Genomic DNA, 22633 nt, shown 5'->3' on the forward strand with positions numbered 1-22633 from the left:
AACAAATTACATACCTAATCCGAGGAGGAAAAAAACAATGAAAAAAATCGTAAGTTTTGCCGCTGCTTTGACTTTGATGGGTTCGATGGCTGCTGCTGCCGGCGCTGAGGAAGCGGTTACTGGAACTGTAACTCCGGAGACAGGAACTCAGGCAACAACTGTGGAAACAACACCTGCTGTTGAAGTAAACAAACCGGTTGTAGAAACCGTAGAAGGTAAAACAGAAACGGTTACTGGCGCAACATATGGCACGGATGATGACAAAATCTTCGACGAGCCTGTTGTTAAACCAGGTGATGAGGTTCTTGTACCTACCATGCTGCTTAACCTTCTGGAGCGCACTTGGTTCTACGATGCACCTAACGGTAAACCAATCGGTGCACTCAGTGCCCAAGTAATCGATACAACTGGTGAAGTTGTAGACGGTTTCGATGGTGGCGAATGGGTTCAAGTGTACACTTGGAAAGGCAAAGCGTGGATCCACGTTGCCATTAAATAGTATCGTATAATCGTTCTGAACATAAGTAAAGAGGACAGCGCTCATAGCGTCTGTCCTCTTTTTTTTTAACCAAAAATATTTAGCTCAGATCACTCATGTAGGTTCTGCCATGTCTTCCATTCTCGGCTCAACATGCACGTGAACATGCATTATATTGTGTGAACGCTTCAGCCGTTCCTCCACTTGATCACAGATCCGATGACCTTCAATTAAACTAAGCCCTCCATCCACTTCAATGACCACATCCACAAGCACATGACTCCCATGGACACGTGCCTTGACGTCCTTAATCATCTCTACCCCAGGAACCCGTGCTACAGATGACCTAAGATCCGTTAACTGATCTTGATCGAATCCATCCGTTAAGCGATGCGTGGAATCCCGGAAGATTTCCCAAGCGGTTTTGCAGATCAGAAGTCCTACAGCAATTGCGGCTACCTTGTCCAACCACGGTAAACCAAATTGGGCCCCCACAATGCCGACTGCCGCTCCGATACTCACCCAGGCATCTGACCGATTATCCTTGGCCGCGGCCATAAGTGCCTGATTGTTAATCTGCAGTGCCAAGCGATGATTATAGCGGTACACCCCCAGCATAACCACCGCACAGATTACTGCAACGGCAGCAGACCATAAGTTTGGTGCTGCAAAGTCCCCAACATACCATGAACGTACTGCTTCAACCAAAACCTGAAGTCCAACCATGGCCATAATAAAGGATGCAATTAAAGCAGCAACGGTCTCTGCTCTGAAATGCCCATAAGCATGGTCTGAGTCAGGCGGTTTCTGGGAAATCCGAAGTCCAATCAATACGGCAACCGAAGCAACAATATCCGTAAGGTTATTAAAACCATCTGCCAGCAATGCGCTGGAAGCGAATAAATATCCACAGATTAGCTTAAAGGCGGACAAGATCAGATAAGCTGCAATGCTGACCCAAGCCCCCCGCTCCCCTTTACGTATTTCTTCATAAGCGTTCAAACCGGGCGACACTCCTTTTACGTTTCGTATTACGGTTTTTACATGGTACCAAATGCCACCCTTGTGGGTCTATAGAAACAGTGTTGCCAGGTTGCATGGCTGTAGGGAAGCCGAAACAAAGTTGCTAAACCGCATGGCTGTAGGCTTAGAGAAAAATTGTTGGCCTAGTCTAAAAGTGAAGGATCCCCGCTTATTATCAGGTTGCCCTTGTGGGGCTTTTGCAAAACGTATAAAATAGGTACATCCCGTCCAATTTGGACGGCTTACTGTAAGACCGGGAGGGAAACAATGATGAGCGAAAACACTGAACCGAAAAAAATCAGTTTGCAGGATGCGATACGCCAGAAACTGGCGCAGAAGAAACAACAGGCGAACTCTGGTAACCAATCCAGCGCCTACTTTGAAGGCGGACCAAAAGCGATGAAGAGCCAAAACAATAAAAAGCCTAACAATCAGCGCCGCCGTACAGGCGGATCCTAGAGAAATCTCGGATCAGCTTATGCAAGAAAAAGAACCGCAAGCTCCTTTCAACAGGGCTTGCGGTTCTTTTTTAAATCACAATAGGGTTCTGTATCAGTACCCCATATTTTAAATTAAGCTTCAACCGGGTACATTTTTTTGCGCAGTTCTTTAATTTCTTCGCTTTCCAGATATTCATCATAGCTCATTTGGCGATCAATAAGGCCATTTGGCGTAATTTCGATAATCCGGTTCGCAATGGTTTGGATGAACTGATGGTCATGGGAAGTGAACAGCATCGTGCCGTCAAAATCGATCAGACCGTTATTCAGTGCCGTGATGGATTCGAGATCCAAGTGGTTCGTTGGCTCATCCAGAATGAGTACGTTCGCGCCCGTTTGCATCATCTTCGCCAGCATACAGCGAACTTTCTCTCCCCCGGACAGCACACTCGCTTTTTTAAGTGCTTCTTCTCCGGAGAACAGCATACGACCCAGGAACCCACGCAGATACGTTTCATCCTGATCTTTGGAATACTGACGCAACCAATCCACCAGAGTCATCTCTACACCGTCAAAGTATTTGGAGTTGTCTTTCGGGAAATATGCCTGAGTTGTCGTTACACCCCAAGTATATTCACCGCCTTCAGCCTCTACTTCGCCCATCAGAACGTCAAACAGAAGAGATTTGGCATTACCGTTAGGACCAACAAAAGCAATTTTATCCCCTTTGTTTACCACGAAGCTGATATCATTCAGCATGTTCTCGCCTTCAACCGATTTGCTTACACGATCGACAGTCAACAATTGCTTGCCTGCTTCACGCTCAGGTTTGAAGTTGATGAACGGATATTTACGGTTTGATGGACGAAGATCATCCAGCGTGATTTTGTCGAGCTGCTTCTTACGCGAAGTCGCTTGCTTCGACTTGGATGCATTCGCGGAGAAACGTTGAATAAAGGCTTGCAGCTCTTTAATCTTCTCTTCTTTTTTCTTGTTCGCATCACGCTGCAACGCGAGCGCCAGTTGGCTGGATTCGTACCAGAAGTCATAGTTACCTACATACAGCTGGATTTTACCGAAATCGATATCCGCAATGTGTGTACATACCTTGTTCAAGAAGTGACGGTCATGGGATACCACAATAACGGTACCTTCATAATCCATCAGGAAGTTCTCGAGCCATTGAATGGATTCAAGATCCAAGTGGTTGGTAGGCTCATCGAGCAGCAGATTGTTTGGAGTACCAAACAATGCCTGTGCCAGCAAAACGCGAACCTTCTCGTTACCACTCAGCTCTGTCATCTTCTTCTCATGCATGTCACGATCGATACCCAGACCGATCAGGAGTGCCGCTGCATCCGGCTCAGCATCCCAGCCATTCAGCTCGGCGAATTCACCTTCAAGCTCACCAGCACGCAGACCATCTTCTTCAGTAAAGTCCGCTTTGGCATACAGTGCATCCTTCTCTTTCATAATCGAGTAAAGACGACTGTGGCCCATAATTACGGTTTCGAGAACCGGGTACTCATCATATTCAAAGTGGTTTTGCTTCAAAACGGCCATACGTTCGCCCGGGGTGATGTGCACCTCTCCCGAGTTTGCTTCAATTTCACCGGACAAAATTTTCAGGAATGTTGATTTGCCGGCTCCGTTGGCGCCGATCAGGCCATAACAGTTGCCTGGCGTGAATTTGATATTCACATCTTCAAAAAGTGCACGTTTTCCGTAGCGGAGCGTGATGCCGCTTGTACTAATCATTAAGCATACCATCCTTTATTTTAATAATCTGCTACTGCATTCATAGCAATCATGGATTCAATATCCCGTAGCCTATTCTGGCACCATATTATAACACAAAAAAACGGCAAATTCGAAAATTAGCCGCTTTTTACTCGTTAAAGTTTTGGTAATTGTGCAACTGCTGCGGATATATCCTTACCTTAGCATATTTAGCCCGCTTTTGTTAGCTCTTTCTATGATCCTCATGACGAATACGCAGGGTCTCACCGTGTCCGAGCACCCGGATTCGTTCTTTGTGGATTCCGAGTCGTTCACGTTCAACTTCCAGCCGATCCAGCGCTTCCTTAGGCGTATCATCCGCGAGTTTAAACGTGCCATAATGCATCGGAACCATAAGCTGGGAACCGGACTCCACGAAACCTTGCAGCGCTTCTTCCGGCGTGACGTGCTGGGATGTCATAAACCATTCGGGTTCATAGGCACCAATCGGCATTAATGTAACACCGATGTCAAAGCGCTCTCCAATCGTTTTGAAGCCCTGAAAGTAGCCTGTATCCCCAACAAAATACAAAACAGGCGGTCCCTCTGATTGCTGTGATGTCTGCGTTCTTGAATCTGAAGACGGTTCGTTCTGTTCACTTGCAGCCGCACTCTCCTCGGATGATGGCGTCAGCCCATGAAGCTGCTCCAGTACATAGCCTCCCCAGTGGGATGTATTCGTATCAAATAACGTCCGGCGGGTCCAGTGCTGTGCAGGGACAAAGGTGATTTTGACGCCGCCGAGCACGATATGCTCCCACCACTTCATTTCATGGCAACGATGGAAGCCCTTGCGCACCATTTTTCGTTTAAGCCCATCCGGTACAATCAGCAAGGTTTTGGCAGTAACGAGCTTCCGCAATGAAGCGAGATGCAAATGATCATAGTGAGAATGGGAGATCAGGATGACATCCAGCGGTGGAATATCTTGAATCGGAATACCGGGGGGACCCAGTCTCCGTTGAAATCCCATTTTTTCGGCCCACACGGGGTCAGTCACGATGTTCAGTCCATAATATTGAATAAAAAAAGTGGAGTGACCGATCCAGGTAATCGTTGTCTCATCCCGGTTGGCATGCAGGTAATCCAGCTCAGGCGGGTGTTTGGGCACGGTATAGGAATAATCCTTCACCTTGCTCCGCCGCTGCTCCCTCCACTGCTTGAATTCCTTTAACGTTTTGTCCGTACTTACATTATCAATGTTGTTATAACGGATTTTCGGCATGAAAGGGCCCTCCTCCCTTCCTAATATCTTAACCCAACCTAGGTCGTTTTGAAAAAAGAGAGGTGCGTTAATCTTTTGGGTTTTTGCATACTGCCAGATACACGAACAGAAACGCAATCGCAGCAACAATAATGAGCGGCGGTGCATACATGATCGTGAATTCCTCAAAGAAGCTCAAACCCGTTATGCCCGGAATGCCTGTTACCCCTTCCAGATTCATGAGGATCATCCTTTCTTTTTACCCGATTGGCCACGGACGTAATTCGCATCAAACAGAAACAGCTTCATAATGAGGATTAGCGACGGAATCAACACCAGCAGACCGAGACTGAATGCCGTGATGAGCGCGATCCCCATCGTCCGGTTGGTAAAGCTGTCATAGATGTTAATGTACGGATACAGGATATAAGGCAGATGCGACCTGCCGTATCCATACCAGGCGAAGGCGAATTGAAGCATCACGGCGATGAAGCAAGAGCCGAGGTACTTTCGCTTCCATACAAGAGAGACCGCAATCACAAAACAAATAAACGATGCGATAAACATCCACGAAATATTGACCATTTGATCAAAGTGCACGGGATTCTGTTTGTTAATCTGCAGGAACGCCAGGAAGCTGGCAAAAATCGTGGGCAAGCTCCACAGCAGTGCGTATTCCCTCAGCACTTCAAATGCCGCCTCATCTTCAGCTCTTTTGGCATAATAGGACAGAAACATCGCCGAAATATAAAGCACACTGACAAGCGCAAGCAGTACAACCGACCAGGTATATGGGTTCGTCAGGAATTCACCCCAGCGAAAAAACACCTGCTCACCAACTTGCTCAATGATTCCGCCCTCTGAAATGGCCAATATCGTAGAAAATACAGCCGGGATCAATAAACCCGTCGCACCATATAGAGCCATGTAAATGCGACTGTTTTTACCATGATTGCCATAGGTATTGTACGCGTAGTAGACACCCCGAATAGCTAGCAGCACAATAGCCAGGGAGCCGGGGACCAGAAGAGCTGTTCCATAATAAAAGGCACTGTCCGGATAGAACCCTACCAAACCAACGACGAAAAAGATCAGAAACACATTCGTCACTTCCCACACTGGTGACAGGTAGCGCTGAATAATGTTATGGATTTTGTTCTCATGTCCTGTGAGCAAGCTATAAAAACTGAAAAAGCCTGCACCAAAATCAATCGAAGCCACGATCAGATAACCAAACAAAAATGTCCATAATATCGCAATGCCAGCAATTTCGAAGCTCAATGGACAATCCCTCCCTCAAGTCCTAGCGAATCCAACTCTTTCTCGGCTTCCTTGTTCCGGAACAGCTTGCTGAGCACCCGAATAGCAGAAAAACAAAGGACCAGATATAACAGGATGAACAGAACGAGCATCCATCCTACCGAGGTAGAGGTAGTAGCTGCTTCCGACACTTTCATGTATCCCCGCAGAATCCATGGCTGCCTGCCTACCTCGGCAAACATCCAACCCAGCTCAATGGCAATCATGGCCAGTGGACCGAGAAAAACAATTCCGAGCAGGAGCCATTTCGGATACGGCTTTCGTCCCGGAAGCCAGCGGCGGAATACATACAGAACAGGAATCAGCAGGATGATCACCCCTGTCGTTACCTTCAGGTCAAACATGTAATGAATGGACAACGGCGGCCGCAGATCAGCAGGATACTCTTCCAGTCCCTTCACTTCGGTGTCCAGCCGATTCCCCGCGAGAATACTGAGCGCATACGGAATTTCAATCGCATATTTCACCTCATTATTCTCGTCGAGTATTCCACCATAGACGAGCGGGGCCTCCTTCATGGTCTTGAAGTGCCATTCTGCCGCAGCCAGCTTCTCCGGCTGGTATTTGGCCAGAAACTTGCCCGAGGAATCACCGAGCATGACTGTACTAACTGCAAACACTAGGGCACACACCGTGGTGAGCTTAAGTGCCTTTTTGTAATAGACATGGTCACGGCCACGCAGCAGACTGAACGCAGCGATACCTGCAAGGATACCAGCACTGAGCGTATATGAGGATCCCAGCACGTGAGAGACCTTGGTTGGCGTAGCAGGGTTCAACATGGCTGCAATCGGATGAATGTCCTTCATGATGCCATTAATCAAGGTAAATCCTTGAGGCTGATTCATGAAGGAGTTCACAGTTGTAATGAATATTGCCGAAGCGGATGATCCCAGTGCTACCGGAATGAGCAGCAGCATGTGTGTGTATTTCTTCTTGAACCGATCCCAGGTATACAGGTAAATTCCCAGAAAGATCGCTTCCACGAAAAAGGCGAACGTCTCCATAAACAGCGGCAGGGCAATCGCCTGGCCCGCGACCCGCATAAACATTGGCCACAGCAGGCTAAGCTGCAGACCGATGGAGGTTCCGGTAACAACCCCTACAGCTACGGTGATGACAAATCCCCTTGCCCATCTGCGTGCCAGCAAGGTGTAATGGATATCGTTCGTTCGCAGCCCTCGCCATTCGGCCAGCGCAATCATTAGCGGAACGCCTACGCCGATGGAGGCAAATATAATATGTACAGCCAGGGTCAGACCGGTTAGAATCCGGCTGAGCAGAACAGGGTCCAGCGATGACATGGGTGACACTCCTCTTCATCATGATGTACAGCTTCATGTGTCTGTTTGTCCTAATAGCTCAATAACTCATGATACGCATGATACTTTTTACAACGGCATACAGTACGACCACTGCTGCGACCAGGCAGACAATAATGAGCGTTTTCTCCTGTTTGCGAAACATATACCTGCCATCCTCCTTTTGATCCGATGCAAATTATGGCGCTATAGACAGTTTGCAAAAGTTCATGGTTTTTTATCCTGAAAATTTGAAAAACAAAAAAAGCCTTTATCCTTCAGTACATGGTTCACTGAAAAATAAAGACTTAGTGTATCCAGGCAGTCAGCAACATGGCACCTCTGAACAACTCCCCTGCCTAGAGGAGATCCTCCTGCTTGGGCAAACGTACTTTGAAGGTACTTCCTTTGCCAACTGCCGATATAAACGTAATCGTTCCATGATGATCTTCGACAATTTTGCGTGAGATATACAGTCCAAGTCCGGTTCCGCCGATCTGCCTATGGTCAGAGTTATCCACACGGTAAAACTTCGCAAACAGCTGGTCCTGCACATTTTCCGGAATGCCGATTCCGTAGTCGCGTACGTCAATGCATATCCACTCATTTTCTTCCCACATGGTAATGTCAATCCGTTCGGTTCCTGGTGAGTATTTCACTGCATTGCCAATCAGATTATGAAGCACCTGAGTCATCCGATTCTGGTCTGCATAAGCAAAGAAATCGCCGTTAAAGGCATGCACATAGATACGCTGGATGGATTTGATATTCCATTGCTCAGCAACACCTTCCACTAATTCCAGAAGCGGTACATAGGTCATATGATAAGTCATGCCGTCGTTGTCGAGACGCTGGATGTCCAGTACATCCTCAAGCAGGCTGCTAAGCCGGCTGCCCTCCGACGAGATCGTTTCCATAAACTCCTGTCGCTGAGAAGCAGGTAAATCATACATCATCATTAATTCTACATACCCCATAATGGTTGCTACTGGGGTCCTCAGCTCATGGGATACCACGCTTATCAACTCGTTTTTCATCCGATTCAGGCGTTCTTCTTCCGTACGGTCACGGAACACAAGCAGGAACCCATGGTTTTTGCCAGGCACATCCACCTGTTTAATATAGAGGGAAAATACGCTTTTTTCCTTGTTATTAAAACTGAATTCGGTCTCCACAAAAGCACGTTCCCCGTGCAAAAAAGCCTTCGTTTGCTCCACCAGATTGAAGTCATCCGTCAGGACAACCTTGTCCATGGCATGAGCAAATTCTTCAATTGATCTGCCCAGGAAGTTACCCAGGCCGAACATTTCCTCGACCCTTCGGTTAACGATGGTAATCATGCCAGTGCGATCGGACATGACCAGCCCTTCCCGAACGGATTCAATAAAGTGTTCACTGATATCGCGCTGTTCCTGGATCGCAATTTTCTCATTAAACAATTCTGCATTCAGTTTCTCAAGCGCAAGTGCATGACGCACACGTTCTTCCTCTGCTCGTGTTTTGTCAGTAATATCTTTGATAAACAGGTTATACAGCCTCTCATTGTTGCCCAGCTGAATCTCCACAATTTTGTATTCTATCGGGAAAACCGACCCATCTCTGCGAATACCCGAAATCTCCTCAACATTGACATGGCGCTTGCCTCGGATATATTCATATCTCTCCAGCATCTTCTTGATTTCCATACAACTCGCCCCTTGAAAAAGAGACGGAGCATTGGTCTCGAGAACAACCTGTTCCCGTTTTAGCCCAAACATTCTTTCGGCTTCGGGATTGAACTCAATGATCAGTCCATTAGAATCCACAGCAATAATGGCATCAATGGATGAATCGATGATGGCGCGTTTGATTTCCTCACTGTTTTTCAGTTCCTTGGTCCGTGCACGAACCCTGTCCTCCAGTGTTAATTTGTCCTGGCGGATCTGTTCGAATTGTTCGAGCAGAACATCTGCCATTATGCGCAGATTGCCAATCAAAATCTGAACTTCCATGACATGGCTTGTTGGCCAATTCATTTTGCCTTTACGAAATAATAATCTCGGGAGCAAACCAGTCATTCGAGTAAGCCTGATCAGTGGACTTACGACCTTTCGGCTTAATGGGGCAGCCACAACCATCGATGTTACAAAAATGAGAAACAGACTCTGAAGGGTAGTCAGATAGATTCTTTCAATCCGTGAGTAATAATTGGCTGAACTTGTCTCCACAAAAACACGGTAAGAAGTATCTGACTCCACATCTGCTTTATAGATAAATGAAGCATGCTTCCAGTAGGTGAGCGCATCGCTGTAATACGCGTCTCCTGATCGGAAGATAATGGAGGACTCCCCCTCTTTCAGATAACGATAATTGCTTGTATTTAAATATTCGCCAATGAATACGGTATCCAGTCCAGAGGCAACCACGCGATCATTCTTATCCAGAATAATGACGTTTACATCCAATAGATGATGATAACGCTCCATGGCCTTCTGCATATTTTGCACCGTCAAAAATCGTTTATCCAGATCCTGAGTCACTGCATTCGCTGCGTGTTTCATATTTAATATAATCGTTTCATGAATTTGACTTAACTGTCTGCGGCTATCAGCTGATAAAAGAAATAGGGAGACCACAACAACAAACACGACCACATATTTAAAAGCAATTCGGCTAAGCGGGATGGTGCCTGTCCTTTTCGATGGATGCTCGCCATTGGTGATCCAGAAGTCTATGATGATTCCCGCGATTAGCGCGTTAACCATACTGACCACGGCAATATGCATGTATGCATACTTGACTTCATCCAGATTCATGTTCAGGATATAATGCCCATATCCCAGGACAGGTAATAACATCACGACCCAAAACACAGCATTGGCCTTCATAACGCTTCCGTTCTTCCAACGCATCTGCCAGCCCAGCATCCAGATCAACTCAATGAAATGACCGAAGACCATATAGAGACAATGTGAAGTTGGGCCATTATAAAGCAGGTGTATTCCACTAATTCCAGCAAAGGTGATAAAACCATACATTCCGCCATGCAAGCGAAGGGCAACAAGCACAGCAGCACTGCCGAACATTAACTGGACGCCATAAAACAACGTAAGTGGATATATGCTTCCCAGGGCTCCCAGCACGATGAGAATCACAGTACCTATCCAAGCGTTTCGCAATTTCTCTACAATCCATACCAGCACTTTGGCGGCCATTATTCGGAGCATGGACTACCATCCTCTTGGCCAAGTTCTATATCCGTATTCAACAACAACGTTGGTACCTCCTATAAACGAGAGCCGTTCTATCTACTTTTCTTTCCTCAAATCCCCCTGATACATTATACTGTATATATTAAAAGGTTTTTCTGTTGGTAAAATTTGATTTATCGGCAAAATAGACACAGCCATGGTAAAATACTGAATCTCTTCTCAAGTTTGTACTCCCCTACATATACATCCTATATATTGGAATATAAACATTAAAAAATTTGTGGTATTTCTACACTAAACTCAGTTTTTTTTTAGTAATTTCTTAACAAATTCTTTTCATCAGGAGTGTGACCTCTATGTCTATCAAAGTACTTCTTATAGAAGATGAGAAAAATCTGGCTGACATGATTGCTTTCTTTCTTGAGGAGGAAGGATACATAACAGAACGGGTTCATCACGCCCGTGAGGCACTTCAACGATTCCCGCAGTTCGGGCCGGATATTGTTGTGACTGATCTGATGCTGCCCGAAATGGATGGAAATGATCTGGTAGATGCGTTTCGCCAGCATTCCACTGTACCGATTCTCATGATTTCAGCAAGTACAATGCTGAATGACCGGCTCCGAGCATTACATAACGGTGCGGATGATTTTCTATGTAAGCCCTTTAGTCTGAAGGAGCTGGACGCAAGGATCAAGGCACTGCTGCGCAGATCCGCCATTTCTTATCCTGACAAACCAGCAAAAGAGGATAAACCATCAGAACATACGGGACATGTGAGTGTAAATGAGTATAGACGGACACTGTTCGTCAACGGGGTAGAAATCGAAGTCACTCATATTGAATTTGAGATCATGAAAGAATTGTACAAATATCCAGGCAAGGTATTTACCCGTAATGAGCTTATGGACCGAATTAAAGGATCGGAACGAGCCTACCTGGACCGTACCATTGATGTTCATATTTCCAGTTTGCGTAAGAAAATCGAACCTGACCCCAAAAATCCACGCTATATCAAGACCGTTTGGGGAACAGGTTATAAGTATGTGACCTAATTCAATAATCCTTAATTAGTGGCTATGCCCTCTCCGTGTGTATTTCTGTATCGACATGGCAGAGGGCATGGCTTCTTCTTGCTCCTGCAGTGTGGAGTACAGCCATTTCTGAATATCCAAATAAAGCTGATGTGGCTCGCTCTGATTCCACAGCATCATCTTAATGAGTCCGTTACCTGTAATCTGCTGCACATGCTGTCTGCGAATCGACGATTGGAAATCGGTAATGACCAGAAGTGGAAGCTGTGGCAAAAAGGCACGAATGGCATTGGATGCCGAGACGGCCTGGCTTGCATCCATGTAATCGACAATGCAATAACATGATCGGCCCCAAGTAGATCTTGAACCCGGCTTCTGGTTTTGTTCCTCGCTTCGAATGCGTTCTTCCTGCTCTTCCTCCATCCACTCGTTAAACAAATCGATAATATGCTCATAAGCAATACCGCGGCTTCCGTCCGAAAGTACGGTTATACGTTCCATAGTTGTAACCTCCAGTTGTTTCATTTTACTTATTGTGCCGATCTTCATTTAAAAATGTTTGTGAGTGAACATGAAAGAAGTGTTAACAATCTTAGTACTTCTCACACAACTATGTAAGGTTTGTCATCCATTTCGCAGTTTGCCTCCATTCATGTAAAATAGGAATATACCCGTTGCTATCACGGGAACTTAAATGATGAATCCGGTACAGGAGGTTATGAACCGATGAATATTGTTTCCATTGAACCAACACCCAGTCCCAATACGATGATGCTTCATCTTGATGAGCGACTCGAAGACGGGATCCGCAGAACCTACACGCTGGATAATGAACGCTCTGCTCCAGCGTTTATCCGCCAGATGCTCCATATTCCTGGTGTTAAAAGTGTGTTTCATACCACGGACTTCGTGGCGCTGGATCGCAAGGGGAATGCCGACTGGTCCGTCATTCTGGGAGAAGTCCAGAACCGTCTGGGCCAACAAGGAATTGACCTCGACTGGATTGAATCCGAGGATGCGTCAGGCGAGCATTTTGGCGAAGCACAGGTATTTGTACAGTTTTTCCGCGGGGTTCCGATGCAGATTCGGGTTAAAGCCGGTGCAAAGGAAGAACGAATCTCTCTCTCCGATCGATTCGTTAAGGCCGTTACCGAAGTGGCCAGTGCAACGCTGATCAAAGAACGTAAGTTAAGTGATTACGGCGTACGGTACGGCGAATTGCCGGATATTGCCCGCGAGGTTGAGCAGGAGCTGGAGGCAGCCTATCCTCCGGAGCGTCTGAAGCAGGTCATTGAACAGGCCATTGCGCACGGAACCAATACAGAAGAGTTTGTGGAACGCCGCCGCAAGCTGGAAGGTGCCGAGCTGGAAGCGGCACTGAGCAGTGAGGATTGGAATGTACGCTATGCAGCTTTTGACGGTATGGAGCCTACAGAAGAGAGATTGCCGCTTATTGCCCGCGCTCTGCATGACAGTAAAATGCAGATACGCCGGTTGGCGGTAGTCTATCTTGGAGATATCAAAACGCCGGAAGCCATGGAATTGCTGTATGAAGCACTCAAAGACAGCTCCCCTGCCGTACGTCGTACCGCTGGAGACACCTTGTCCGATATCGGCGACCCGGCTGCAACCGCTGCGATGACGGCTACGCTCACCGACAGCAGCAAACTCGTGCGCTGGCGGGCAGCCCGTTTCTTATATGAAGTGGGAACCGAAGAAGCAGAACCAGCTCTGCGGAAGGCAGCGGACGATCCTGAATTTGAAGTTAGCCTGCAGGCCAAGATGGCACTGGAGCGAATTGAATCCGGTGAACAGGCTGCAGGTACCGTATGGCAGCAAATGGCCGGACGCAACAAAAAGACGGAATAGTCCTTGTTAAGAGAACATCCAACTTTTGTTATTGCATGATGAAACAAGGAAAGGTATACTGAATGTCTGTTTGAGCAACAGAACATGGCATGTAACGTTCTGCTATTCACTAATTTCATAGACAATAGATACACCTCATCCATGATGATGAGGTAGAGGTCGCGGGTGCGATCAGTAAGCTGAAGGAGGCGCTAAGGAGCCGCTCATGAGATCAGCCGAAAGGTGCACCCGCCGAAGCCTGCTGGACGGTTCCTTACATTTGTCCAGTATGGTTGGGGCTGCTGCCGAAAGGTACAGAACTGTCACAGAGATGCACACCAGCCCGCATGGGTGGGTATGAATTCTTCTGTGTTGAGCTATCTTATAACATCTGGGACAGGTGCGGACAATGGATATCAAGACCGCAGGCTGAAGCCTGCGGTCTTTTGTGTGTATAGTGCCATTGATCCATATCATCAGTACGCTGAGTGAAGGAGTGTTTTCATTGCAAGACCGCAACAAGCAAACAACAGCAGGAAACGGTTCCCTGAAAAAGGGATTGCGTGCACGGCATATGACGATGATTGCCCTCGGTGGCTCCATCGGTACAGGGCTGTTCCTCGCAAGTGGTACCGCCATCTCCACAGCCGGACCGGGTGGAGCATTGATTGCATATGCCGCCGTCGGCATCATGGTTTACTTTCTGATGACAAGCCTTGGAGAACTGGCTACATTTATGCCTGACTCCGGTTCATTTAATACGTATGCCGCTCGTTTCGTTGATCCCGCACTTGGCTTCGCCATGGGCTGGAATTTCTGGTACAACTGGGCCGTCACCATTGCGGCCGAACTGGCTGCAGCTACGGTACTCATCAAGTATTGGTTCCCTGACAGCTCGTCCATGTTATGGAGCCTGCTATTTCTCGTTTTAATCTTTGCTCTGAATGTGCTCTCTGTTAAAGGTTATGGCGAATCGGAATATTGGTTTGCCATCATCAAAGTGGCTACCGTCATTATCTTTTTGACCGTAGGTGTGCTGATGATCTTCGGTATTATGGGCGGAGAAGCCGTCGGTTTCAGCAACTTTACAGTGGGTGATGCGCCCATCCATGGCGGATTCTTCGCCGTACTTGGTGTGTTCATGGCTGCAGGGTTCTCCTTCCAGGGAACCGAGCTCATTGGTGTCGCTGCGGGTGAGAGTGAAAATCCGCGTGAGAATGTACCTCGTGCCATTCGGCAGGTATTCTGGCGGATTCTGATCTTCTACATTTTGGCTATCACGGTAATCAGTTTGATCATCCCGTATACGCATCCGAACCTGCTCAAAGGTGATCTGAACAATATCGGTGTCAGTCCATTTACGCTGGTATTTGAAAAAGCCGGGCTTGCCATTGCAGCTTCGGTCATGAATGCAGTCATTCTGACCTCTGTGCTGTCTGCCGGCAACTCTGGCATGTATGCTTCAAGCAGGGTCCTCTATGCTCTTGCCCGTGATGGCAAGGCGCCGCGTTTCCTTGCACGACTGAACAAAAAAGGCATTCCAATGAATGCCCTGCTTGTAACTACAGCTGTCGGCATGCTGGCGTTTCTCGCTTCCCTGTTCGGTGACGGTATTGTGTATACCTGGCTGCTGAATGCCTCCGGCATGTGTGGATTTATCACCTGGCTAGGCATCGCCATCAGCCATTATCGCTTCCGCCGGGCTTATGTTGCCCAGGGCAGGGACTTGAAAGACTTGCCTTATCGCGCACGCTGGTTCCCGTTCGGACCGATATTCGCTTTTGTACTCTGTATCATCGTTATTATCGGACAGAACTACCAGGCCTTTACGGGCGATCAGATCGACTGGAGCGGAGCGCTTGTTGCCTACCTGAGTGTACCGCTGTTCCTGATTCTATGGCTTGGTTACAAGTGGATCAAGAAAACCAAAGTGGTGCCGCTGAAGGAATGTGACTTCTCCCCTACGGATTCCTCTGCGCAGTAATCTCATAGAAAATCCCCCTGCTTCTGACCGTTCTGTACGGTTTAGAAGCAGGGGGATTTTGTTTTGAATAAGATGAAGGCGTTATTACATCCGCCTTGATTCATAACGTCCAATTGATCTTCACACGCAGATCCGTTGTATCTTCCATTTTGGACACATAATACGATATCGATTTCATCCCGAGCTGATACAAATTCTGCAAATCTTCAACCAGACTGGTCTCGGTACCTTTGTACCTGAAAGTCAGTGTGGTTCCACCTTCCTTCAGCACATTCTGCACCTTGGTTTCCAGTGCGGAATGTCCACTAACCGCATCTTTCTCGTCATAGAGCGAATATTCCAGCGTGTGGTACAGCTTCTGATACGCAGGTGCCTTGCTGCCGCCGCTCTGTATCAAGGTTTGCAGGGCCTCCCGGTAAGGAGCTGGTGCAGTCGGATATTTGCCTTTGCCCGTCCAGATATGGTCACGTGCCATCTCGTCATCGCTGAGCAAATAGTAATTATGGCTAACTTTCCCTTTACGGTCAGGTGTCGGATCATCCCAGGTCGTGTCCATGTGGTACCATTTGCCGTCCAGCTTCACAATATTCCACGCATGCAGCTGATCACCTGCCGTACCTTCCACAATCCGGTTCTCAATGCCGACCTGTTCCAGCATCCGGTATGCCAGCAGGGAATACCCCTGACATACGGTGCTGCCCGTGACAAGTCCATCATAGGCCGTGTATTTCTGAAGAGAAGTATCATAGGCAAGATGGAGAACAATCCAGTCATGGATCGCTTTTACCTTTTCATGATTCGTCATGCCAGGTGTAATAATCTCTTTTAAAACATGGGTTACTTTGCGGTTAACGTAATCGGTCTGTTCCTTGGTCTCCCGGTAGGACAGATTCACATGGACCTCGGCCGACACGTTGGAACCTTTATAATTAAAAGCATAACTCTTGACGGTATATTGGATATAGGGATCACTGGTCATTGCTTCATCAATGGAGCTCTGGAGCTGCTTTTTGAGTCCTTTCACATCGCCCTTGTATGTAAATACAAGCTCCTCCGTTCGCTGTGACATGGCTGTAAGCAGCGTCTGACGTAAATCCTTGGTTGTGGAAATATCTGATGTGTCGGATGCAGCATACAGTTGATCCAGGTCAACCGCACGAGGTAAAGCCACCGCAATCAGACAGCCTGCCAGCAATATGGTGATCACTCGTTTTCCGTTTTTGCCCATGAAAGGATACCACCTCTCTTTGCAACATTCTCAAGCCTCATTGTATCACAAAAGGATCTGACGTCAGGCTTCTAGTTTTGTCGAAAAGCATCAAAAGAGACCTTCCGCAGAAGGTCTCCCTTGTCTTCAGCAAAAAAACACATACCCGCTATATCCAGCCTATGACTTACCAGAGCGGGTTATGCAAGAATACCTCTTAATACAGACGACTACCTGTCATAAATGAATCTGTCTTGCCCTGCAGCTTGGCCAATCGCTCCAGTACCTGTGACGCTTCAGCAACAGTCACTTTGCGCGCCGGCATGAAACGTCCTTCAATGGAAGGAAGCAATCCCAGCTTCATGCTAAGAGATACGGCACCTTTATTGGTAATCGAATTCGCATCTACAAGGTTCGGCAGATCTGATGGCATGCTGTAGAAACCAGCCAGCTTCTCGTAACGAAGGATACGGACAAGTAATACAGCCAGCTCTTCCCGAGTCATCTCATCCTGTGGATTCAGACTGACCTCTGGATCAGCGCCAGCGAGCCAGCGCTGGTCAATTAGTGTACGCACTGCCTGATAGTAAGGGCTATCCGGCGTAATGTCCGCATACAGCTTGTCATCCCCGTTCACCGTGTAATAGATGTCCAGATTCGGATTAACTGCTCTTGCGAGATAGTTAAACCAATCTCCTCGGGTAATCACCCGATCCGGGAAGACACGTCCCTGCTCATCAGGGACCAGGACGCTATGCTGGGTCATATTAAGGATGGCCTCTTCGGCCACATGACCAGCAATATCACTAGGTGCAGCTTGAGCTGCCGTGCTGGAAGTGTTGTACAAAGACGTCCATTCGCCTGTATTGGCATCAAGTACTTCATAGCCGCCGTTGATCGATTGATCATCCCGTGTAGGCATATATGAAAGATTGATCCCCGACGGCGTGACTTGGCCACTGCTCGTGCCCAGTCCACCATAACGGGAGTATGCCAGAACCAGCTTGAATTCTTCGAGGTAGGCCGCTTTTGCCTCTTCGTAGCTGATCGCAGGCTCTTTGCTTGCAGGCAGCTGCTCAGGCGTTGCAGCAAGATTGGCATAAAATTCGCTAATCGTTCCATCGTTCAGGACCTGTACCTGCACCAGATCATCCTTAATGGCGATTCCATTCAAGTAACGCTGAAAAATGAACGTACGTGCGTCCTCTACCTCAAGCACGCTGGACAGCTTGAACTGCTCCGTGGCATCCGGCACAAGTGCAATAACCGAATTAATCGCAAGTTTCTCGGCTTGTGTACGGGTTACGGACTTGCCTTCATTTTTCTCATCGGGGTTCTCTTGTGCGGCATCCGAACCTATTCGCTGATACAGGCTATAGCTGTAAATTTGTCCGGTGGTGGCATCCACTTGTGCTGAAATGTCCCGCATGAACATATAGGACATATTCGCGTTCCGGTTGCTCCAGCTCAGACTCCAAACCTGATTGTTCGGGCTCCAGTAGCTGCCTTTATTTAACTGGCTGTAATCCAGCTTGTATCCTTCCGGAATGTCAAAGCTCTTTTTCACCAGGCTCTCCGCCTGCTGGGCATTCAGTCTCTGTCCTTTCGCTGGAACAAAAGCGGCCACACTGCCTTTCAGCGGTTTGTCCTGTTGTACGGTATCCTCGGTAATGACTTTTCCAGTCATGGCGTTGAACCGCTCCAGTGTATTCGCCTCAAGCGGAACCATGCTGGAATCCTTCGGCGTATATCCAAGATAATACTGCTGACCTTGCTTGGAAGACAGGCGGTTTTTCGAAATGTAGGCGAGCTCCACATCGAACTGGTCTTCGAATTGCTGCCTTGCCTTCTCTGCAGACACAGCCGGTTTCGATGAAGGATACTCCGCCGCGGTCGTCATTCGTGAATATCCTGTTACCAGGCCACTTTGATCCACACTTATGTAAACCCTCTCCGCCTCAGATAACAAACCGTCATGCTTCAGTTGGTATGCAAATTGATATTCGGTTCTGCCGAACAACGATTGCTGTCCCGCCGGTTGGTACAGGTCTCCCAAAGATGCGTATGCACCTTCCTTCAAACCAGGGATGGCCTTGTACAGAAAGGCCACAGCCTGCTCTTCCACTTCATCCTTGGTCAGTTTGGCTTCTGACCCCGATAACTGCTTATCCAGCAAATCAGATGGCAAATGTACACTCAGGACTTCCCCTGTCCCTGCATGTACAGATGCGCCGAACCCCATGGAATGATTCCCCTCGGTAATTTGAAATCCGATATCCCATGTTTTGTACTCCAGCGGTGGGAATTGGTTGTTCGGATCAAATTGTGACGAGGTGATGGTCGCCTTTTTCAACATCGGAAACAGTTTCAATATATTCTCACTGGCTTGCTTGGAGGAGATTTTAGCCCCCTCAGGCACGTCATTGCTAGTCACGTCTAGTTGTTCATTTTCCCCCGGTACAGCTTCTGTTACCTGTTCTGCTTGTGCTGCTGACACGCTGCCTGCAAACCCTGGAGTCTGCGATGCCAGAAGCAATGCCGCCATGGCTGCTGAAGCAGCTCTGGCTGTCATCATTTTGAATCGAATCTGAAAACTCAAATCTGGACCTCTCCCTTCAATTTCATACATGGATGTATGCGAAATAACCCTGCATGAATATTGCCAGTCTATTCTATGATACCATAAGCTTCCTTTTTAATCGTCATTTTCCCAACAATTTTACAAATGAGAATTTTTGCATAATGGTTGCAACATACCAAAAAACGCCAACCTGGTTGGCGTTTTACTGTTAGCCTGATTGTCATGCAGGCTGACGGTTTATTAGGATTTATTAGAGGTTATATCCGAATTGTTCGGTTGAGCCTGAACCTGAACATGTTTTTTCAAGAACGGAATGACGGTCTCCCAGAAGGCAGGGTCTTCCTCTGAGCAGCTGTGTCCACCGCTATTCACCCACAGATGCTCTACAGGCGGATCAGCCTTGGACATGAAGTATTCCAGCTCACTTGGCGGGATAAAATTATCTCCCTTGGAATGCACCATAAGCAGTGGCAGCTGCATGCCTTTACGCCGTTCATTCAGCAGCAGGACCGGATCGCGCTGGCGGTACGTTTTCAGTGATTCACCGAGCCTCCAGAACCAGATCCGCGGAATCAACTGTGCCAGTGGGAACAGCGGCAACCGCCGGCGTTTCAGCTCCGAACTGACGATTACTTCAAACTGGGATGGCATCGAATCCGTGATGACGGCCGACACCGGAATATGTTCCGTTACCGCCATGATCGTTCCCAGACCTCCAAGGGAATGTCCGAGCACGCCGATGGCACCCGGATCGATCTCCGGCCGAGAGGTGGTGTAGCGTAGTGCCGAGAGCAGATCGTCACGGAACAGATAGGCAGACGCTGCTTTTACCGGATCACTCGCCCCATGACTCCGGACATCATACATGAAGAGAGCATATCCGGCTTCCCAGATGGGACGTGCGTAACGGAGCACACGTGATCGGTTGGAACCCCAGCCATGGGCGATAATGATTAATGGCCAAGGTTTGGGAACATGGGCACCAGCCGGAATAAACCATCCATGAACCCGTCCTCCGCCACTCTCGAAGGTGACATCTTCGAATGGCATGGGCGGAGTAATCGTGATGGGGATCTTTTTGGGTGTCTGACTCTTCACCGCTGCCTTCCATAAGCCACCTGCCGTCACGGCAGCAACCGCAATAACTCCACTAATCATCGTTCTGGCTTTCACTGTGCATTTCTCCTCTCCGGCCTCTGTCTTACACCTATTCTACGCCAATACCATTAACGTTCTGTTAAATAGCTACATCTTTTATATATACCCAAATATACATATTGTTGATTGCGTTTTTTACATTTAGACTCTGGCTGCTTCCACAAATGCATGTGTACATGCTGCAATCTGTTCATGATTACCTCCATCCAGTGCTTCTCTCGGCAAAAGTGCACTGCCAAGTCCTACAGCTGCTGCACCAGCAGCAAAGTAGTCTGTGATATTGTTTAGATTAGCTCCGCCCGTTGCAAGCAGCGGGATATGATTAAGCGGTGCCTTGATCTCCCGTAAATACGGCAGTCCCAGACTCGCCATCGGAAATAGCTTCACCACACGTGCGCCTGCTTCATAGGCAGCAACAATCTCGGTAGGTGTCATGGCTCCCGGCCATATTTCCACCCCATGTTCTACAGCATATTCAATAACGGACAGATCGACATTGGGCGATACCAGAAATTGAGCACCTGCTGCCACTGCATCCTTGGCCATCTGCACATTAAGAACCGTTCCTGCTCCAATATAAGCCTGTCCTTCATGCCGGGTCCGCCAGTCTCCGATAATCTCATGTGCCCCGGGTGTATTGAGCGTTACTTCCATCAGGCGGATTCCACCGTCTGTCATGCCTTTTCCTGCTGTTATTGCTGCTTCCCGGCTAATGCCGCGAACAATGGCAACCAGCCTCGACTCCAGTAGTACTTCCGTCAAATTCATGCGAGCTTCCCCTTGCTTCATAGATTCGGCAGCCGAAGACAATATTAGTATCACCGCTTTTCCGTTAATTCATATTGTAAAACGAATTTATCCTTGATGAAATACACAACCCAAAAAACCTCTCTTATCAGCATGGGCGAATGTCGGTGGAGAACCCCCATTCAACCCATGACCATAAGAGAGGTTTTGCCGGATTCAAGCCTCTTCCAATACACTTTCCTTTTCCAGATCCTTGAAATACTGATCATTGTACAGCATGCTGGGGTGTGTAGGATGATATGCAAGAGCAATATCATTGTGCTCCTTCGCCTTGGCACGATTGCCCAGCCGATCATAACATACGCATAGCTGCAAGTGGGGCATCCATGTCCAGGCTGCTTCGTTCAGCACGACCATCGGATCGGCTGGACGAACAGCATGGGTCGCCTGTTCATACCAGAATACTGCCTTGCGATAATCTCCTCGATCGGCGAAATAACCCCCCAGGCGGCAGCAGATCTCTGCTCTCGGCAAATCATAGGCAAACGACCTCAGAAGCGCTGAAACTTCCTGTTCGGAGTGCCCCAATGCCGCTTCGCAATCTGCAATTTTTTGGCAGGCAGCAATCTGATCCTCCACCCAACCAAGACCCGTATTCAAAAACTTCCCGTAGTATGTAATCGCATCCTCATGCTGTCCATGATCTTTCAGTTCATTACCGAAGTAATAGAGATCCCGGGGAGTAAAATGTTCACCTGCTTCCTCACGCTTCCGGTAAATCCTCAGGTTGCGGTCGGTGTACTCCTTGTCTTTCTTATGGGTCACCGCAATATCGCTATGCAGCAAATTGCCGCCAACTTCCAGATATTCATGCACTGCACCGATCCAGCGGAAATTTCGATCCCGTCGCACCAGTCGATTCCTTCTCAAACTGTAGGCAACCTTCCCATCTGGAGTGAATGACAAATTATAGTCCATGGTAACGCTGTCCACTGCAGGATCAAGAGAGTGTTTCAAATCAATAAGCTTCGCCCGGTCATTCGGTTCGAACACATCATCAGCATCCAGCCAAAGTATATATTCTGTGGTTGCCTGATCAAATGCAAAATTGCGAGCAGCTGCAAAATCATCGATCCATTCAAAATTAACAATTCGTTCTGTATATTTGGCTGCAATTTGACGTGTGCGATCGGTTGAGCCCGTATCCACGATGACAATCTCGTCGGCAATGCCCTTCACTGAATCCAGGCATCTGGCCAGGGAAGCCTCTTCATTTTTCACAATCATACACAGCGTAATACGAATTGCCTCTTCTCCTCGTCTGACCCTGCGATTGTA

Annotated in this window: 18 protein-coding genes and 1 riboswitch; of the genes, 5 read left to right on the plus strand and 13 right to left on the minus strand. The window is 47.9% G+C overall.

The features are described from left to right. The first annotated feature begins 37 nt into the window (after window positions 1-37). Window positions 38-499: a hypothetical protein gene (locus tag GUA98_RS21675; RefSeq protein ID WP_193724352.1), complete on the plus strand. Its 462-nt coding sequence runs from the start codon at window positions 38-40 to the stop codon at window positions 497-499. A 93-nt stretch (window positions 500-592) separates the two neighbouring features. Here the strand turns inward: GUA98_RS21675 and GUA98_RS21680 are convergent, their stop codons facing one another. Beyond that, complete coding sequence (locus GUA98_RS21680) at window positions 593-1480, minus strand: cation diffusion facilitator family transporter (RefSeq protein WP_153979953.1); 888 nt, start codon at window positions 1478-1480, stop codon at window positions 593-595. A gap of 291 nt (window positions 1481-1771) precedes the next feature. Here GUA98_RS21680 and GUA98_RS21685 point away from each other — a divergent pair, with 291 nt between their 5' ends. Continuing rightward, complete coding sequence (locus tag GUA98_RS21685) at window positions 1772-1960, plus strand: hypothetical protein (RefSeq protein WP_095292429.1); 189 nt, start codon at window positions 1772-1774, stop codon at window positions 1958-1960. 113 nt (window positions 1961-2073) lie between these two features. On the opposite strand, the gene GUA98_RS21690 is transcribed toward GUA98_RS21685, so the two are convergent. The 6 genes from GUA98_RS21690 to GUA98_RS21715 form a co-directional block, all read right to left on the minus strand. Then, a complete protein-coding gene (locus tag GUA98_RS21690; RefSeq protein WP_193724353.1) occupies window positions 2074-3699 on the minus strand; it encodes an ABC-F family ATP-binding cassette domain-containing protein in 1626 nt (541 codons plus the stop codon). A gap of 205 nt (window positions 3700-3904) precedes the next feature. After that, entirely contained in the window at window positions 3905-4945 is a 1041-nt protein-coding gene (locus tag GUA98_RS21695) for an MBL fold metallo-hydrolase (RefSeq protein WP_193724354.1), read from the minus strand. A gap of 67 nt (window positions 4946-5012) precedes the next feature. Continuing rightward, window positions 5013-5165 carry a cytochrome bd oxidase small subunit CydS gene (gene cydS / locus GUA98_RS21700; protein ID WP_153979956.1) on the minus strand — a complete coding sequence of 51 codons (153 nt, stop codon included), beginning with the start codon at window positions 5163-5165 and terminating at the stop codon, window positions 5013-5015. 5 nt (window positions 5166-5170) lie between these two features. Then, window positions 5171-6205, minus strand: coding sequence for a cytochrome d ubiquinol oxidase subunit II (locus GUA98_RS21705; protein WP_153979957.1), 1035 nt, complete (start codon window positions 6203-6205; stop codon window positions 5171-5173). Beyond that, entirely contained in the window at window positions 6202-7548 is a 1347-nt protein-coding gene (locus tag GUA98_RS21710; protein WP_193724355.1) for a cytochrome ubiquinol oxidase subunit I, read from the minus strand. Before GUA98_RS21710 ends, GUA98_RS21705 begins: the two co-directional genes overlap by 4 nt. 356 nt (window positions 7549-7904) lie before the next feature. After that, window positions 7905-10751, minus strand: coding sequence for an ATP-binding protein (locus GUA98_RS21715; protein WP_193724356.1), 2847 nt, complete (start codon window positions 10749-10751; stop codon window positions 7905-7907). 341 nt (window positions 10752-11092) lie between these two features. Here GUA98_RS21715 and GUA98_RS21720 point away from each other — a divergent pair, with 341 nt between their 5' ends. Beyond that, the gene (locus tag GUA98_RS21720; RefSeq protein WP_193724357.1) at window positions 11093-11791 is read left to right on the plus strand and encodes a response regulator transcription factor; all 699 of its coding nucleotides are present in this window, start codon (window positions 11093-11095) and stop codon (window positions 11789-11791) included. A 15-nt stretch (window positions 11792-11806) separates the two neighbouring features. Here the strand turns inward: GUA98_RS21720 and GUA98_RS21725 are convergent, their stop codons facing one another. After that, window positions 11807-12271 carry a hypothetical protein gene (locus GUA98_RS21725; RefSeq protein ID WP_193724358.1) on the minus strand — a complete coding sequence of 155 codons (465 nt, stop codon included), beginning with the start codon at window positions 12269-12271 and terminating at the stop codon, window positions 11807-11809. Between the two features lie 225 nt (window positions 12272-12496). Here GUA98_RS21725 and GUA98_RS21730 point away from each other — a divergent pair, with 225 nt between their 5' ends. Together GUA98_RS21730 and GUA98_RS21735 are read left to right on the plus strand one after the other, a co-directional pair. Then, a complete protein-coding gene (locus GUA98_RS21730; RefSeq protein WP_153979971.1) occupies window positions 12497-13639 on the plus strand; it encodes a virulence factor in 1143 nt (380 codons plus the stop codon). A 145-nt stretch (window positions 13640-13784) separates the two neighbouring features. Further along, a riboswitch (Lysine riboswitch) is annotated at window positions 13785-14006 on the plus strand. 117 nt (window positions 14007-14123) lie between these two features. Then, complete coding sequence (locus GUA98_RS21735; RefSeq protein ID WP_193724359.1) at window positions 14124-15602, plus strand: amino acid permease; 1479 nt, start codon at window positions 14124-14126, stop codon at window positions 15600-15602. 100 nt (window positions 15603-15702) lie between these two features. Here GUA98_RS21735 and GUA98_RS21740 read toward each other — a convergent pair whose 3' ends face one another. From GUA98_RS21740 to GUA98_RS30205, 5 genes are all read right to left on the minus strand, one after another. Further along, window positions 15703-16830, minus strand: a complete 1128-nt coding sequence (locus GUA98_RS21740) for a transglutaminase domain-containing protein (RefSeq protein ID WP_183526069.1) — start codon at window positions 16828-16830, stop codon at window positions 15703-15705. A 196-nt stretch (window positions 16831-17026) separates the two neighbouring features. After that, window positions 17027-19408 carry a YcdB/YcdC domain-containing protein gene (locus GUA98_RS21745; RefSeq protein ID WP_193724360.1) on the minus strand — a complete coding sequence of 794 codons (2382 nt, stop codon included), beginning with the start codon at window positions 19406-19408 and terminating at the stop codon, window positions 17027-17029. A 222-nt stretch (window positions 19409-19630) separates the two neighbouring features. Continuing rightward, window positions 19631-20563: an alpha/beta hydrolase gene (locus GUA98_RS21750; RefSeq protein WP_236146642.1), complete on the minus strand. Its 933-nt coding sequence runs from the start codon at window positions 20561-20563 to the stop codon at window positions 19631-19633. 126 nt (window positions 20564-20689) lie between these two features. Further along, window positions 20690-21316, minus strand: coding sequence for a bifunctional 4-hydroxy-2-oxoglutarate aldolase/2-dehydro-3-deoxy-phosphogluconate aldolase (locus tag GUA98_RS21755; protein ID WP_153979975.1), 627 nt, complete (start codon window positions 21314-21316; stop codon window positions 20690-20692). A 195-nt stretch (window positions 21317-21511) separates the two neighbouring features. Next, window positions 21512-22582, minus strand: coding sequence for a glycosyltransferase family 2 protein (locus GUA98_RS30205; protein ID WP_321573907.1), 1071 nt, complete (start codon window positions 22580-22582; stop codon window positions 21512-21514). Window positions 22583-22633 lie beyond the last annotated feature (51 nt).

It is taken from the genome of Paenibacillus sp. P13VS, assembly GCF_015143645.1.
In the GTDB taxonomy this organism is placed as follows: domain Bacteria; phylum Bacillota; class Bacilli; order Paenibacillales; family Paenibacillaceae; genus Paenibacillus; species Paenibacillus xylanilyticus_A.

Bases quoted from the DNA above. Each gene is read 5' to 3' on its own strand.
- GUA98_RS21730 (WP_153979971.1), top strand. From the start codon at position 12,497: ATGAATATTGTTTCCATTGAACCAACACCCAGTCCCAATACGATGATG.
- GUA98_RS21675 (WP_193724352.1), top strand. From the start codon at position 38: ATGAAAAAAATCGTAAGTTTTGCCGCTGCTTTGACTTTGATGGGTTCG.
- GUA98_RS21715 (WP_193724356.1), bottom strand. From the start codon at position 10,751: ATGCTCCGAATAATGGCCGCCAAAGTGCTGGTATGGATTGTAGAGAAA.
- GUA98_RS21725 (WP_193724358.1), bottom strand. From the start codon at position 12,271: ATGGAACGTATAACCGTACTTTCGGACGGAAGCCGCGGTATTGCTTAT.
- GUA98_RS21720 (WP_193724357.1), top strand. From the start codon at position 11,093: ATGTCTATCAAAGTACTTCTTATAGAAGATGAGAAAAATCTGGCTGAC.
- cydS (WP_153979956.1), bottom strand. From the start codon at position 5,165: ATGAATCTGGAAGGGGTAACAGGCATTCCGGGCATAACGGGTTTGAGC.
- GUA98_RS21755 (WP_153979975.1), bottom strand. From the start codon at position 21,316: ATGAATTTGACGGAAGTACTACTGGAGTCGAGGCTGGTTGCCATTGTT.
- GUA98_RS21685 (WP_095292429.1), top strand. From the start codon at position 1,772: ATGAGCGAAAACACTGAACCGAAAAAAATCAGTTTGCAGGATGCGATA.
- GUA98_RS30205 (WP_321573907.1), bottom strand. From the start codon at position 22,582: ATGATTGTGAAAAATGAAGAGGCTTCCCTGGCCAGATGCCTGGATTCA.
- GUA98_RS21710 (WP_193724355.1), bottom strand. From the start codon at position 7,548: ATGTCATCGCTGGACCCTGTTCTGCTCAGCCGGATTCTAACCGGTCTG.
- GUA98_RS21690 (WP_193724353.1), bottom strand. From the start codon at position 3,699: ATGATTAGTACAAGCGGCATCACGCTCCGCTACGGAAAACGTGCACTT.
- GUA98_RS21695 (WP_193724354.1), bottom strand. From the start codon at position 4,945: ATGCCGAAAATCCGTTATAACAACATTGATAATGTAAGTACGGACAAA.
- GUA98_RS21740 (WP_183526069.1), bottom strand. From the start codon at position 16,830: ATGGGCAAAAACGGAAAACGAGTGATCACCATATTGCTGGCAGGCTGT.